Here is a 12,838-nt window from a genome sequence, read left to right as displayed (position 1 = left end):
AGTGTCGATTTCAGATCCGAGGAAGAAGCTGATCTCTATGCGGATTTCGTAGAGCTTACCGAGTTCGAGATCTACAACAGGTTGTTAAGGTTCGAAGCTCGGCTTCCGGAGCATCGCCCGGGGCATCCAGATTTCATCCCGGATGAACGCATCAGCAGGATGTCAGGCTGGAGCGCGTGTGAAATCCGTGAGGAGTACAACGGGCAGCTGGCCACATTGTTGCCGCTCGAGGATGCGGCGGATGAACATCTTTTGCTTTTCGAGATCAATCCAAGGACCTTCACGACACCTGGTTGGTTCCACGAGCGGCCGGTTCAGGTATGGATCCGCAGGACAGATCTAGACGCGAGGAATTTCGAGCGCGTGTGGTGCCTGCTCCGCACTGACGCATAGCAGGTAAACCCTGCATGAACTAGAAAGCGCATCAAGACCTGTCACGCTAGGTCTTGATGCGCTCTCTGTCGTTGACGGACGTTGGTGTAGTGGACAAGTCTAGTGACTGTCCGAATGATCTGTGCTTATGCGGAACGGAGGTATCAATAGTCGGTTGGCAGCTAACCTTTCGACGCATAATTTGTGGCATTGAGTTTTGTGACGAAATAACCGTGGAAATCTGTTGAGTTTTCAACTGTCAGAAATTTTTACATCGGGTGGCTGGTCAGTGTGTCAAAAAGGAACGTTATAGACGCTTCAAGAGATCCACCCCTCAGGGGGACCCACCACTAATGAGCCTTACGATTTACCCACTCAAATAAGCTGCCAGTCATAACTCAGAAGATTTATCGAATAGAAGCTCTTCTTTTAATCCTTTCCGGAATGCCCTCACTGCCGGCTGTCCGGTTGCACCCCGACGAGCAGCAGTATAAATACGGCGGGCAGGATCCCCAGGCAAAGGGCACAAAACCACCTTTGCACGACCTTCATACCAGAGAAGATCAGGCAGCAGAGCCGCAGCTAGTTCTGTTTCCACAAGGCGCGCATGCAACAGAACATCGGTTGCAGTGAACCGGACATCCGGTTCGAATCCGGCACTCCTGCACACTGCGACAGCCCACGCACGTTGCGCAGTCCCTTCCGGTTCCATCACCCAAGGACGAAGCGCAAGATCTTCAATAGTTTGACACCCCCAAGCTCTGGGCGTGGCAAGATGCATCCGATCCAAGAGCAAATCTTCACGATCCAGCCCGGCTGGCCTCACTTGAGGATGCTCCGGGAATTCCTCGGCCAAAACGAGGTCGAACTCCTGAGCAAGAAGCGCCGGAAGAGAACGTTCCGGTTCTAGTTCAGTAACTTCCATCCGCAAACGCGGATGTTCGCGTTCCATTCGTTCCAGCACCGCAGGCAGTAACCCCAGAGCGGCAGTCTGAAAGGAGGCAATGCGCAGGGTGCCCGCAATCTCTTCGAGCGATGCGGCAATTTCTCCCTTGGCCATCTCCACCTGTTCGAAAATGACCTCGGCATGAGCCAGCAGAATCTCTGCCTGAACGGTCAAGCTCACACGCCGCCCTGATGGTTCCAGCAGTTGAACTCCCGTCTCCTTTTCGAGTTGAGAGAGTTGTGCTGAAATTGTGGATTTACTGTATGACATCGACTGCGCCACGGAAGCCAACGTGCCGTGGCGCTTCAATTCACGCAAGAGCTGCAGTCGGTGCAAATCCATCAGATTCCCATCTTTCGTTCGTAAAATACGAACAATATTGTAAGCGAATGATCGCTCGACGCGGATGGACGTATCACGGAATGATGGAATCATGCACACATCATCGATCTGGTCTTCTTACTTGTCGTTCTTGGCTCTCGCGTTCGTTTTGGTGCTCATTCCCGGACCTGATTTCGCCGTGGTGAGCCGAAATACATTAAGCGGAGGCCGCCGGAGGGGAACATGGAGCGCTGTCGGGGTGGCTAGCTCGACGATCCTCTACGGCTTCATCGCCGCTATCGGCCTAGGGGCATTGATTATGAGTGTGCGGCCAGTATTTGAAGTTATCCGGTGGGCAGGGATCGCTTATTTGACCTATTTAGGTTTCCAAGCATTTCGTTCGGCCTGGAAGCGAGATTATGCATCTTTGGAATTGGGGATTGAGTCGGCCGGGCCCGGGGCAAGCCGGGGCTGGCTGCAAGGATTTCTTTCTAATGTGGGTAACCCTAAAATCCTGGTGTTCTATTTGGCGGTGCTGCCGCAATTTCTCAACGAGAACGCCCCGATGCCTGTGGTACTCGGCTTTGCCTTCACCCATGCTCTGTTGTCCCTTGTCTATCTAGTACTGCTAGTTTGCGGCATCCACCAAGCCCGCTCAGTATTGTCCCGGCCACGGGTTCGCCGTCTTCTGGATCTGGCCACCGGCACAGCCCTGATCGGATTCGGCATCAAGCTCGTTCTAAAATAGCCACCGTCGAGTACGCAAGATGGAGCTCCCACGGGTTTTCAGAGCACTAAAACGATCGTTTTTGGTCCCGCATGAGGAACGCCTAGCGGGACGCTGAGCAAGGGACGTCAAACCATTAGAATTGGAATACCGGTGATTCGCGTCGCTGTAAGGTTGTGCTTGTGTGACCAGCAATTGAGAACTTTTCCTCGTGCCACCCTTGGGAAGGGGACAAGCTCGTTTTCAAATCAGGAGCATCCATCTCGTGAAGCCAATGCGCGAACTTTCACTGTCACAGGCCAGAATCAGCCGAGCCCAGGACAACATTATAGAGTTCTCCCACCTCCTCAGTGGGTACCTTGAAGGCCGCCCATCACGGATACAAGTCGACATCGACGCCCGAGGAAACGGAGTTATTCGGGTTAATCGCCGTGAACCCATCCCCGACCAGCTCTCTATTCTTCTTGGAGAGGCACTTCAAAACCTGCGCGCGGGCCTAGATAACTGCCTATATGCCGTGGCGATCATCGACTCAGGATCCAACCCACCACCGGGAGCTTCCCAACTTCAATGGCCCATCGCACTTTCAGCCAAGGAATGGACCGCGAACAAGAGACGACTTCAGCATCTATCTCCGCATCTCATTGAGGCGCTCCACCTGATCCAGCCCTTCCAAGCTAAAAATCCCGGGTGGAACTGCCTTCGCATTTTGCACGACCTTGCGCGCATCGACCGGCACCGGGCTGCCCACGAACTCGCGATGTGGCCGGAGAAAATTAAGGGAACCTATGACAAGCAGACAATCCAGAACCTCAAGATCAATGAAGGTCCCCTCGACGACGAGGGTATCGTGGTTACCTTCACAAAGCTCGGAAACGATGAGCTGACGCCGAAGTTGCTCAACCTGCAGTTCGAATTCGATATTGATGTCCGTGACGTCGAAATGGCCCCCCATACCTTGATGGGCGCACAATCCCGGCCCTGGGGGTCGTTGGACAATCGGCTGAAAGCTATGTGCGTTGCTGTCGAAGACTACGCTGATGCCCTCGTAGAGCTGGCCCGAAACCCTGAACTAGCATGATGTACTTTTAGCCAAGCCAGGTGAAGGAACCTTATACGGGCACCAAAATCGATCGTTTTAGGTTTATTTGAGCATACGATCCACAGAGATAACTGCCGCGTCATTAAACACTGAAGCATCCCGCGATGACTGCGGGATGCTTCAGTGCGAAAAGGCTGATTTTCAGTTATACACAAGATCAGCTTAGCTCTTGATGCGGCTAGTCAGGCGGCGGGTTCTGGATTATCCAGCGGATAATCAGGTTCCGGGTTACCTAACGTGCCGGGACGGGTGTTGTATGAGGTCTGGTGGTGCCTGTCGCTGCGCACGTAGCAGGGGATTTCAAAGGCGATCGCACTGTGGCCCCAGTATCTGACCCGGAACGTCCTTGCCCCGTCAGGGGTACTCTGGGCGATAAATTGGCGCATGATCTGTCCTCTAGGTTCGACCGGCACGTTTTCTAATGCCGGGTTGGGAACCGAGATGAACCAGAAGCTCAGATGATCGGCTGTTTCATCATAGATCGCGACCAGCACCGATCGTCCGTGAACTGAAACCAGTCCCCTCACGTCATCGAGCAGTTCGTGTGGTTCTGCCAGGACGATGGGCATCCCTTCTCTTCAGCCGTATGAGGCCAGATGGATGCGGGCTTGGCGGGAACCAAATATGTGTTTGACGTGTTCAGCTGTGTGGGATCGTAATTCGTGGGTGGACATGGTGTACCTCCGCTCTTGCGACTCCCCGGTATTTCCAGAAGGGAGCCGCACCGCAATGAGTCAAAGTGGGTTGTCCTGGTGCCAAGGCAGGCCACGGATATTATCGCGGAGTATTCTTTTGACGGTACACGTCTTGCACGTTAATAGATATCGTGCAGTCAAAGGGCCATGAATATTGAGTGAATGCCGGCGAGAGATAAAGATTCTCTAACCTGGTGCTCGGCACTACTGGGGCAGGGTCTCCATATCGTCAAATGTTTCGCGGGCCTGGGTGATTTGCTCCATGTTGTCCACTGCCCATTGAAGGATTGCGTCGATCGGGTCGCGCATCGGCTTTCCTGGCGCGGTGATCCGGTATTGAATGGCGATCGGCCGTGAACTAATTACATGATGCCCGATGGCTCCGTTGCGCTCCAAGCGACGCAGAGTACTAGTGAGTGATTTCTGGCTGCCTTGAGGGATGGGGCTCATGACCCGCAGATGCAGCGCTGCACAGGGTCGTATGATCACTGTCGCGCGAAGTGAGCGTTGAGGGTGACCGATTCGATCTCTATTGTGTAGAGACCACGTCCGATACCCCTCAGGAGGAAACCATGGCACGACTGCATCACGTTGCGCTCTACGTTCGAGATCTCGAGAGAGCTCGCGACTTCTACACGACCTACTTCGATGCGATCGCCGGCGAGATCTATCACAACCGGACAACCGGACTGAGAACGTACTTTCTGCATTTTTCGGGCGGGGGAGCGTTGGAACTGATGATCCGCCCTGGTCACGAGAAGGCTCGGCAAGAACGCGACCTCGGGTGGAACCACATCGCTCTCTCGCTGGGAGACGCATTCTCCGTGGATTCGCTGACCTCGCGCCTCGAGGCAAACGGATTCCGGGTCTTGAGCGGACCTCGCACCACCGGCGACGGCTTCTACGAGAGCTGCATAGAAGACCCCGACGGCAACCTCGTCGAGCTCACCGTTTAGTCCCTCGCTCCATCCTTCCTCGAAGAAAGCGATAGGACAGGAGCAACAAGATCACCGTGCACGGCTGGTCTCTAGACCGCACATTGGGACGATCACGAGACGGCAGAGGGATCCGGTATAGACTTGCCGGAGCTGCCTGCCGTGCTGCGCGCACGGCTATGACACCGTCCAGGCCTGCCACGTTCATCTCCCGACGCACGAAGTCGTCTACCCGGGTGAGTTTCGAGCCGCTTTAGACGACAGCGATGTGCGGCTGGATGTGCTCTTCATCGATGACGGCGATCTCACTGACCCAGAGCTGCGGAGAGAGGCGGAAGAGTGGATTAGCGGCAGGTTGAACTCTGCCGCCCTTCTCGCTCCGGAGCACTTCCGCGTCATCGCTGGTCAGGCCGGTACGGATGACGCACTGGAGGAAAGCTTCGCCGTTCTCGGCCGACTCACTGCACATTTCAAGCACCTCAGCATGCTCACCGAGAACTGGTTCGACGTCACCGCGACGTCCGCCTCCGGCCATGCCATCCTCTACCCGCTGGACGGACGCGTAAAGCTGCTCATCGACCTCGCGAACTGGGGCGGCGAGTCGAAGTACCGCAGCCTGGCGGAGATCGCCAGCTACGAGGTGATCTGCCAAGCTAAGGCGCAGTGGGGTGCTAGAGGGGTCGGTGAAGCCGACTTTCGCCGCTCCTTGGACGCGGTCGTCGGATCTGGTTACGCGGTACCCTTAGCACTGGTCTGCGATGCTTACGGGGTTGGCGAGTGGGATGGACTCGCACGCCTGGGTGAGATCGCGATGGATCAGCCGACCGACCGCTGATCGCTGTCTAGTGATCGAGTATCGCCGATAGTGGCACGGTGATGACCTCCACGCCGGCCTGCCGCGCTTCGTAGATCGCGCTCACTGGCGCGTCGGCGGTCGTGATGATCGTGTCGAGGTCGTCGTAGGAACCAAAACGGTGCGCAGATGTGCGAGAGAATTTTGTGGCGGTGGTGATCAGGACGGTGCGCGCTGATGATTCCAGCGCTGCGCGCTTGATCTGCGCATCCGGCCACGTGGCCACAGTGAGGCCATGCGCGGGATCCGCCGAGCACGCGCCGATGAAGGCGATGTCGAAGCGCATCGCCCTGATGGTCTCCATGGCGCCGATCCCGGTGAACGAGAGATCATCGCCTTCGATCGTGCCGCCCGGTACGATGACTTCGTTTCCGGGTCGGGAGGCGAGCGCAGCAGCGGCGTGCAGCGAGAGTGCGAGGGTGGTCACGCCCGCCCCTGCAAGCTCGCGAGCGACCGCCAGGGTCGTCGTGCCGTTGTCGATGAGCACCGATTGACCACCGTGGACGAGCTCTCGGCCCGCCTGGGCGAGAGCGACCTTCGTCGCGTACAACTCCGATTCGCGCAACACGAACGGGAACTCCGCGCCGCGCGCAGATGCGGCCTTCGCGCCGCCATGCGTTCGCTCCAACGCACCGCGCTCAGCCAGCTCCGTGAGGTCACGGCGGATCGTGATCGCCGACGTCCCGGTTAGCTCAGCGAGCTCGACGACGCGCCGCGGGCCATTGTCCAGCGCTCGGATGATTGCTTTCAGTCGTTTTGATCGTTGCACATGATTATTATGATCCATACCGTGATCGATGTGATAGTTACCCGATCTACCCCGACCCGCCGTGCAGGCGGCGAACGCGTCCGCGCTGGCCCGAGCGCGGGACCTGGTTCATGGACCGTCGACCGGGAATCCGGGACGTCGCTGCGATGGGCCGGCGTATCGCGGCAGACGGTCTCGCGCGTTCTGAACGATCACCCGAGCCTGACCCCATCACGAGGGCACGTGTGAGCAACGCAATCGCCGGTATTGACTACGTCGCGAACAATGCAGCACGCTCTCTGCGCAGCGGACGCTGCCGGAGGATCGCGATCTTCGCGCTCCCTGGCGCCAAGACGGCCGGCGTGAGTCTTCTGCCGCAGCTCGAAGCAACCATCCGCAAAGCGGGGTCGCGGCCGTTCGTGAGATTCCTCGAGGACCGTGACAACCTCGACAGAAGCGTGCTCGAATCGACCCGAATGGTCGCAGACTGCGCGATCATCATGCACCCACTGCCCGGCACGCTGCGTTGACCGCGCTGGTCATGCACGTCGACACAGACGAGCAAGACCTCGTCGGTGCCGACCCCTCACCCCTCTATCTTCCCTCTCGCAGAAAGACCTGATCTGTGTACGCGCTTCTTCTGTCCATCATCTACATCGCCTTCATCAGCCTCGGCCTCCCCGATTCCCTCGTCGGGTCAGGGTGGCCCGCGATGCAGGCCGACCTCGGTGTTCCTCTCTGGTTCGCCGGATTCATTACGATGATCATCGCCGGCGGCACCATCGTGTCCAGCCTGATGTCCGAGCGGCTCACCCGCCGCCTGGGAGTGGGACTCATCACGACGATCAGCGTCGGAATGACAGCCGCCGCACTCATTGGCTTTTCCTTCTCGGGATCGTTCTGGATGCTGTGCCTATGGGCCATCCCTTACGGTCTCGGTGCGGGCGCCGTCGACGCGGCACTGAATAACTACGTCGCTCTGCACTACGCCGCCAAGCACATGAACTGGCTGCACAGCTTCTGGGGAGTGGGCGCCTCGATCAGCCCGTTCATCATGGGCTACGCGATCAGCTCCGGTGCCGGGTGGTCCAGCGCTTATCAGACCGTCGGCGTCGTGCAGGTCGTCCTCGTCGCGTTTCTGTTCCTGTCCCTGTCGCTCTGGCGACGCGGCCCACACGCCAGGCAGAACATCAGAGAGGTCGAGTCCGACGCCGAAACGGAGGCCCCGAGCGCCGGCCACGTCCCGCTGTCCGCCGCTCTACGCATCCCCGGCGTGACACTGATCCTGGGCGCGTTCTTCGCCTACTGCGCCATCGAAAGCACTACCATTCTGTGGGCGTCGACATACCTCGTCACAGAGCGGGGAATCGATGCCTCTGTGGCCGCGACATTCGCCGCACTGTTCCTACTAGGCATCACAGCCGGGCGTTTTCTGAGCGGCTTCGTAGCCGACCGGCTCGGCGACAAAGCACTCATCCGCGGCGGCTTCCTCGCCAACGCCCTTGGCATCACGATGATCGCGCTTCCCATGCCGACCGACGTGCTGGCACTTGCCGGACTGGTCATCGCCGGCCTCGGCAGCGCACCGATCTACCCGGCGATCATCCACTCCACACCGAAGAATTTCGGCGCAAACAATTCGCAGGCCATCATCGGCATTCAGATGGCCGCCGCCTATAGCGGGTCCACCTTCATGCCGCCACTGTTCGGGGCGTTGTCTTCCCAAATCGGCATGTGGATTTTCCCGTTCTACCTCGCCCTTCTCGTGCTCCTCGGCATGGTGCTGTCGGAGCGACTGAACCATCGCGCCGCACGTGGAGAGCTTGCAGCCGCATCCAGAGAACTTTGAAAAAATCGCATACCTGTCGAGCACGTTCGCGAACCCGGTGATGTCACCGGTGGTGCCGACGTCGGGTGCGAATACGAAGAGCTAAGGGCCGGAGATTCGACGTGGGTTTGGTGCTCTCGCGCCATTTGCTGGAACGTGCGGTGATGCCTGCTCGCGTACCAAGGGATGGCGCTCAGTGCGCCTACGGGGAGCAGTAGCGAGCTCCAATCTACGGGATTTGCGTCGCAAGGATCATGAACAGGAGACCGCTCAGGTAGGTAATGCCCGACGTTGAGAGCAAGCGGGGCCCAATCGCTGAATCCCCATGCCACAACGCCCACACGCCAGCGGTAACCGCAGTCCACTCAGACGGGGACAGAGGCAATGCTTCCAAGCACTCCAGCAAAAGCGAACGATTTTGATACTTGCGCGACACGTCTTTCAACCCAAGGGTTGTAGGACGTCTCATCAGATCTCAGTCCCCCAGTCGTAAAACCTTAGAAATTCGCTGGCAAAATTTCTTGCAACTATGCGTTGTAACTAAGATCCTTGAATGGTGTCAGCATCATTAGTTACGAGACATTTTTAAAGAGTCCACGGCTAAATTCTGCGGGTACGCCCGCGTGTCAACCAAACCTCAATGCGACGAACGCGAGACTTATGTTTTACGGCGACTGGAGTTTGACGTGTTAACTGCGTATATCGACCATGGTATTTCTGACACAATGACTAGCCGGGTAGAGGCGATCAACGATTCTATGTTCTGCACCCAACACAACCCTGGTGAAAGTATGGAAGCTCCAGGGACGTCTAGGAATGAATAGTTTGCCCTCCTATCCGCAGACGACGCCAGCCACTCCGCAGTACGGAATGGCTGTCGTCGTTGAGGGGTGGTGCAAAATCAAGGTGCTGGCTATTTACAGCAACGAACTATTTCGCTATAGCCCAGATTTCAGCAACGTTTGGATTCTTTTTGTTGTCGTACCAAACCCAGGTGGTAACACCTATTTTAGTGGTCTTCTTATTTTTGAATGTTTCCAGCATGTACTTCGTTTTGGTGTTAGCTAGGCCGTCTTTGTATCCCGCTGCATGCCAATCATTGTTCTTGGCTTTGGATTTTGCAGGACCGCTCGTTTCGTACCAGGACTTCTGAGCAGTTAGCCACCGTAAGTCACCTCTTTTGAACTTGGCTAAGGTAGTCTCTGACAACTTCTTGTCGAAAACCAATGGTTTGAGCTTGACGCTCTTGCGGTACTTGTTGATGCCGTCAATGGCACCCTTCTGCAGGCCTTTACCGTAGGACTGCCATGCAATGACCTTGACCGTCAGATCCTGGGTTTTCTTGGCAACCTTGGCCTTAGACCACTTCCCGTTGGTTTTGGTTTTGTAGCTGACCGATTGCGTAACCTTATATTTGCCAGGCTTCAGATTCACGGAGGGCTTGCTCTTGTGCAAGGTCTTTTTGCCCTGTGTCACTGTCAGTTTGGCTGATGACACCTTGACGGTGCCGGTCCGCTTAAAGCTGGGTGCCACTTTGACCGTATTTTCAGTAACGGTTTTGGTGCCGATCTTGTTGACCGTCAGAGTTGATTTGACGACCTTTTTTGCAGCAGGCTGAGTAGCTACCGTGGCAACTGCTGCCGGCTGTGCAGCGCTGGACGCAGCGATGCCGCTGAAGCCCAAGGATAATGCTGCAGCCATCGCTAGAGATGACCGTATGATTTTACTTTTCATTGACGCCCCAATCGCTTGATGTTAGTTCCCACTGAGTCGAATGAATGCTCATCCTCTGGGCAGAACTTCACGAGATAGACAGATGGACATCTGTGAATATGCCCTTGAACAATCCCAAGCACATCACTAGTCCACCTACCAGTTGAACGAGAAGTTTATCAAGTTCTTCCTAATCAAATAGAAATAATGGAGATAATTACGCTTCGAAAGACAAAAGTAAAAAGATCGTCGAATCGCACAATAAGCTGGGGCTCAGCTCGTCCCCAATAGTTAGTTACCACGGCCCTTCCGGCAACCTCTAGGCAATTAGGAAGGATCGTCATCACATGCGGTTTTGCCAATGCAAAAATGTCTCGTGCATCATGTCCAAACTCCAGGGCTGCATGGTCCTCGGCCCTTTTTGATGCTTGTATATGCGGCCATACCCCACGGACTTGCTCAGCTTCCGTGGAGTAATTCTTATACCGCGGGGTCCGATTATAGGTGGTGGCGAATTTGATCGGCGAGGTATGCCCGCCGCTACGTAAACGCCCACCGATGTAGCCGCTGCTTTGTGTCGTTTCTGTTGTGATGAGGAAGACGGTCGGTCTTCTGGAACTCCAGAACTTTATTCAGATTCGTAGGTCATTGAGCTGTCGGGCGATCCGGTCTGGTCCCCTAGCAGCTAGCGCTGCTTCCAGTTTTGGCACGGGTGTCTGGCTGAGGTCTTTCGCGGGATTGAAAATGTCGGTGGATGGTGGCGACATTCTGACGGCAGTGGTCGACTTTGCGTATGGTTTTCCGCTTTCTGCGGTGTCCCCTACTCGCATCTAGCCAAAATCTAACCTGACAGAAAGGTGTTGCTACTTATGGACACCTGCGCAGTAAAGCATAGAAATAGGTAGATGCTCCTCACTTCATGGGAAGGAAGAGCATCTACCTATGTTTCATTGCAAAATTCAGCAGATTAGAGCTTGGCGCTCCAATTTCTGGTGCCTTTAAGCTTGTACCCACCGCTGGAAGGCTCGGCTGCCACCGTAACTTTGCCGGTGTATTTGTGGGTTCCGGTTTTCTTCTTGGTTCCGTTGACGTAGTAGGCGACCCCGGTTTTGGACGGGATCTTCACCGTGTTCTTCTTGGCGTCGAACGCAGGTTTCGATGCCGTCACCGAATTGCGGTTATCAAACTTCCAGGACGTGGTTCCTTTGAGTTTGTATCCGTTGGATGAGGCCTTCGCGGTAACGGTTCCGGTGCCGGTGTATTTGTGGGTTCCGGTTTTCTTCTTGGTTCCGTTGACGTAGTAGGCAACTCCGGTTTTGGACGGGATCTTCACCGTGTTCTTCTTGGCGTCGAACGCAGGTTTCGATGCCGTCACCGAATTGCGGTTATCAAACTTCCAGGACGTGGTTCCTTTGAGCTTGTATCCGTTGGATGAGGCTTTCGCGGTAACGGTTCCGGTGCCGGTGTATTTGTGGGTGCCGGCTTTCTTCTTGGTTCCGTTGACGTAGTAGGCAACTCCGGTTTTGGACGGGATCTTCACGGTGTTCTTCTTGGCATCGAACACGGGCTTCGATGCAGCAACGTTGGTCCGAAGATCGTACTTCCATGATTTTGCAGCTACTTGATAATTCGCTGCTGAAGCTTTTGCTGTAACAGTAATCTGCTTGGAGAACTTATGTGTTCCGGACTTTTTGAATACTCCGTCAACGTAATAACTGACTCCAGCAACTGATGGGATGCTCAGCACACGGGTGGAGTAGTTGACCTTCGGCTCTGTGGCAATAGCGATCTTTTTACGCAGATCGAAGGACCATGAAACAGTACCCGATAGGGCATATCCGGTTTGCGCTTCGGCGGTAATTGAAACCTTTGAATACCCAGATTTGTAGGTTCCTGATGGTCGTGGCTCTCCGTTGACCAGATAATTCACGCCTGTGACCGAGGGGATCGTATAACTACCGGTTATTTGATCTATCTCTGGTTTTTTAGGATTAACAGGTGTAATTCCTGGGTCAATTTTCGTTGTTGGAACGCTGGTTTCACTTGTGTTTGTGTATCCAGCGAGGGTACCAGCGACTTTAACCGTGATTGCTTTGTTTGCAAGGTCAGCAGTCAGAAGCAAAGTGCTCTTTGTGGAACCAATTATGTTCGTGCCGTTAGCTGCCCATTGATAAGTGAAGTTGGTGGATGGTGTCCATGAACCGGGCTCAACAGTGAGCATTTCACCGACCTTCGGCGTACCGATAATTTTCGGAATTGCAGAGTCTATCGACGCTTTGAAGCTATGAGTCCACTGCGTAAGAACGTTTTCAGCGAATGAAAAACCTCGGGCAGGCTTAGCACTGATATGAACTTGGCCTGAGCCAGGATAAGTCCCAGCAGCTACAGTTCTGTTGTTGACTGTGTATTGAACGCCGATCACATTGGGGATGGAGTAAGTATCGTTTGAATAGCCTGGAGAATCTGTAAACACCACAGGTCTAGGCGATACATCGGTCTTTTCTGCAACAGTGAATTTGAGCTTGCTAAGGTCTGGTTTGTTAGTAACGTAGCGGGTATCTGTCGCGTTGCCTACGGAGTCAGAATAGGCAACGAACT

At 55.3% G+C, this 12,838-nt stretch carries 13 protein-coding genes and 2 pseudogenes; 8 read left to right on the top strand and 7 right to left on the bottom strand.

What is annotated here, in order from left to right; genetic code table 11:
* Window positions 1–393, top strand: a pseudogene (locus ACIQTS_RS17120) (hypothetical protein); the annotation flags it as partial.
* Window positions 394–763: 370 nt separating this feature from the next.
* On the opposite strand, the gene ACIQTS_RS17115 reads toward ACIQTS_RS17120, so the two are convergent.
* A complete protein-coding gene (locus ACIQTS_RS17115) occupies window positions 764–1,753 on the bottom strand; it encodes a LysR family transcriptional regulator (RefSeq protein WP_402474046.1) in 990 nt (329 codons plus the stop codon).
* Here ACIQTS_RS17115 and ACIQTS_RS17110 point away from each other — a divergent pair.
* Window positions 1,752–2,387 carry a LysE family translocator gene (locus tag ACIQTS_RS17110; RefSeq protein ID WP_402474044.1) on the top strand — a complete coding sequence of 212 codons (636 nt, stop codon included), beginning with the start codon at window positions 1,752–1,754 and terminating at the stop codon, window positions 2,385–2,387. The two genes, ACIQTS_RS17115 and ACIQTS_RS17110, sit on opposite strands and share 2 nt — an antisense overlap.
* Before the next feature lie 244 nt (window positions 2,388–2,631).
* A complete protein-coding gene (locus tag ACIQTS_RS17105; protein WP_402474041.1) occupies window positions 2,632–3,447 on the top strand; it encodes a hypothetical protein in 816 nt (271 codons plus the stop codon).
* Window positions 3,448–3,650: 203 nt separating this feature from the next.
* On the opposite strand, the gene ACIQTS_RS17100 is transcribed toward ACIQTS_RS17105, so the two are convergent.
* Window positions 3,651–4,037, bottom strand: coding sequence for a hypothetical protein (locus tag ACIQTS_RS17100; protein WP_402474039.1), 387 nt, complete (start codon window positions 4,035–4,037; stop codon window positions 3,651–3,653).
* Window positions 4,038–4,367: 330 nt separating this feature from the next.
* Window positions 4,368–4,613: a winged helix-turn-helix transcriptional regulator gene (locus ACIQTS_RS17095; protein WP_402474036.1), complete on the bottom strand. Its 246-nt coding sequence runs from the start codon at window positions 4,611–4,613 to the stop codon at window positions 4,368–4,370.
* A 122-nt stretch (window positions 4,614–4,735) separates the two neighbouring features.
* On the opposite strand from ACIQTS_RS17095, the gene ACIQTS_RS17090 reads away from it, so the two are divergent.
* Window positions 4,736–5,119 carry a VOC family protein gene (locus ACIQTS_RS17090; RefSeq protein WP_402474034.1) on the top strand — a complete coding sequence of 128 codons (384 nt, stop codon included), beginning with the start codon at window positions 4,736–4,738 and terminating at the stop codon, window positions 5,117–5,119.
* 232 nt (window positions 5,120–5,351) lie between these two features.
* On the opposite strand, the gene ACIQTS_RS17085 is transcribed toward ACIQTS_RS17090, so the two are convergent.
* Window positions 5,352–5,567, bottom strand: a complete 216-nt coding sequence (locus ACIQTS_RS17085; protein ID WP_402474031.1) for a hypothetical protein — start codon at window positions 5,565–5,567, stop codon at window positions 5,352–5,354.
* Window positions 5,568–5,582: 15 nt separating this feature from the next.
* Here ACIQTS_RS17085 and ACIQTS_RS17080 point away from each other — a divergent pair, with 15 nt between their 5' ends.
* A complete protein-coding gene (locus ACIQTS_RS17080; protein WP_402474028.1) occupies window positions 5,583–5,933 on the top strand; it encodes a hypothetical protein in 351 nt (116 codons plus the stop codon).
* 7 nt (window positions 5,934–5,940) lie between these two features.
* Here ACIQTS_RS17080 and ACIQTS_RS17075 read toward each other — a convergent pair whose 3' ends face one another.
* Window positions 5,941–6,738 carry a DeoR/GlpR family DNA-binding transcription regulator gene (locus tag ACIQTS_RS17075; protein WP_402474025.1) on the bottom strand — a complete coding sequence of 266 codons (798 nt, stop codon included), beginning with the start codon at window positions 6,736–6,738 and terminating at the stop codon, window positions 5,941–5,943.
* A 3-nt stretch (window positions 6,739–6,741) separates the two neighbouring features.
* On the opposite strand from ACIQTS_RS17075, the gene ACIQTS_RS17070 reads away from it, so the two are divergent.
* The 3 genes from ACIQTS_RS17070 to ACIQTS_RS17060 all read left to right on the top strand — a co-directional run bounded on the left by ACIQTS_RS17070 (window position 6,742) and on the right by ACIQTS_RS17060 (window position 8,548).
* Complete coding sequence (locus ACIQTS_RS17070; protein WP_402474023.1) at window positions 6,742–6,948, top strand: hypothetical protein; 207 nt, start codon at window positions 6,742–6,744, stop codon at window positions 6,946–6,948.
* The gene (locus ACIQTS_RS17065; RefSeq protein WP_402474020.1) at window positions 6,945–7,229 is read left to right on the top strand and encodes a hypothetical protein; all 285 of its coding nucleotides are present in this window, start codon (window positions 6,945–6,947) and stop codon (window positions 7,227–7,229) included. The genes ACIQTS_RS17070 and ACIQTS_RS17065 overlap by 4 nt, the downstream gene beginning before the upstream one ends.
* Before the next feature lie 95 nt (window positions 7,230–7,324).
* Window positions 7,325–8,548, top strand: a complete 1,224-nt coding sequence (locus tag ACIQTS_RS17060) for an MFS transporter (protein WP_402474018.1) — start codon at window positions 7,325–7,327, stop codon at window positions 8,546–8,548.
* A 909-nt stretch (window positions 8,549–9,457) separates the two neighbouring features.
* Here the strand turns inward: ACIQTS_RS17060 and ACIQTS_RS17055 are convergent.
* Window positions 9,458–10,228 (bottom strand): hypothetical protein, encoded by a 771-nt coding sequence (locus ACIQTS_RS17055; RefSeq protein ID WP_402474016.1) that lies wholly within the window; start codon window positions 10,226–10,228, stop codon window positions 9,458–9,460.
* A gap of 979 nt (window positions 10,229–11,207) precedes the next feature.
* Window positions 11,208–12,838: pseudogene (locus tag ACIQTS_RS17050) on the bottom strand (hypothetical protein); the annotation flags it as partial.

The sequence above is a fragment of the Glutamicibacter sp. NPDC090743 genome (assembly GCF_044769125.1).
Classification (GTDB): Bacteria; Actinomycetota; Actinomycetes; order Actinomycetales; family Micrococcaceae; genus Glutamicibacter.
Note: the sequence above shows the minus strand (reverse complement) of the source record. Positions and strands in the feature narration are given on the sequence as shown.

Bases quoted from the DNA above. Each gene is read 5' to 3' on its own strand.
- ACIQTS_RS17110 (WP_402474044.1), top strand. From the start codon at position 1,752: ATGCACACATCATCGATCTGGTCTTCTTACTTGTCGTTCTTGGCTCTC.
- ACIQTS_RS17115 (WP_402474046.1), bottom strand. From the start codon at position 1,753: ATGATTCCATCATTCCGTGATACGTCCATCCGCGTCGAGCGATCATTC.
- ACIQTS_RS17100 (WP_402474039.1), bottom strand. From the start codon at position 4,037: ATGCCCATCGTCCTGGCAGAACCACACGAACTGCTCGATGACGTGAGG.
- ACIQTS_RS17095 (WP_402474036.1), bottom strand. From the start codon at position 4,613: ATGAGCCCCATCCCTCAAGGCAGCCAGAAATCACTCACTAGTACTCTG.
- ACIQTS_RS17090 (WP_402474034.1), top strand. From the start codon at position 4,736: ATGGCACGACTGCATCACGTTGCGCTCTACGTTCGAGATCTCGAGAGA.
- ACIQTS_RS17085 (WP_402474031.1), bottom strand. From the start codon at position 5,567: ATGTGCAGTGAGTCGGCCGAGAACGGCGAAGCTTTCCTCCAGTGCGTC.
- ACIQTS_RS17080 (WP_402474028.1), top strand. From the start codon at position 5,583: ATGCTCACCGAGAACTGGTTCGACGTCACCGCGACGTCCGCCTCCGGC.
- ACIQTS_RS17075 (WP_402474025.1), bottom strand. From the start codon at position 6,738: ATGGATCATAATAATCATGTGCAACGATCAAAACGACTGAAAGCAATC.
- ACIQTS_RS17055 (WP_402474016.1), bottom strand. From the start codon at position 10,228: ATGGCTGCAGCATTATCCTTGGGCTTCAGCGGCATCGCTGCGTCCAGC.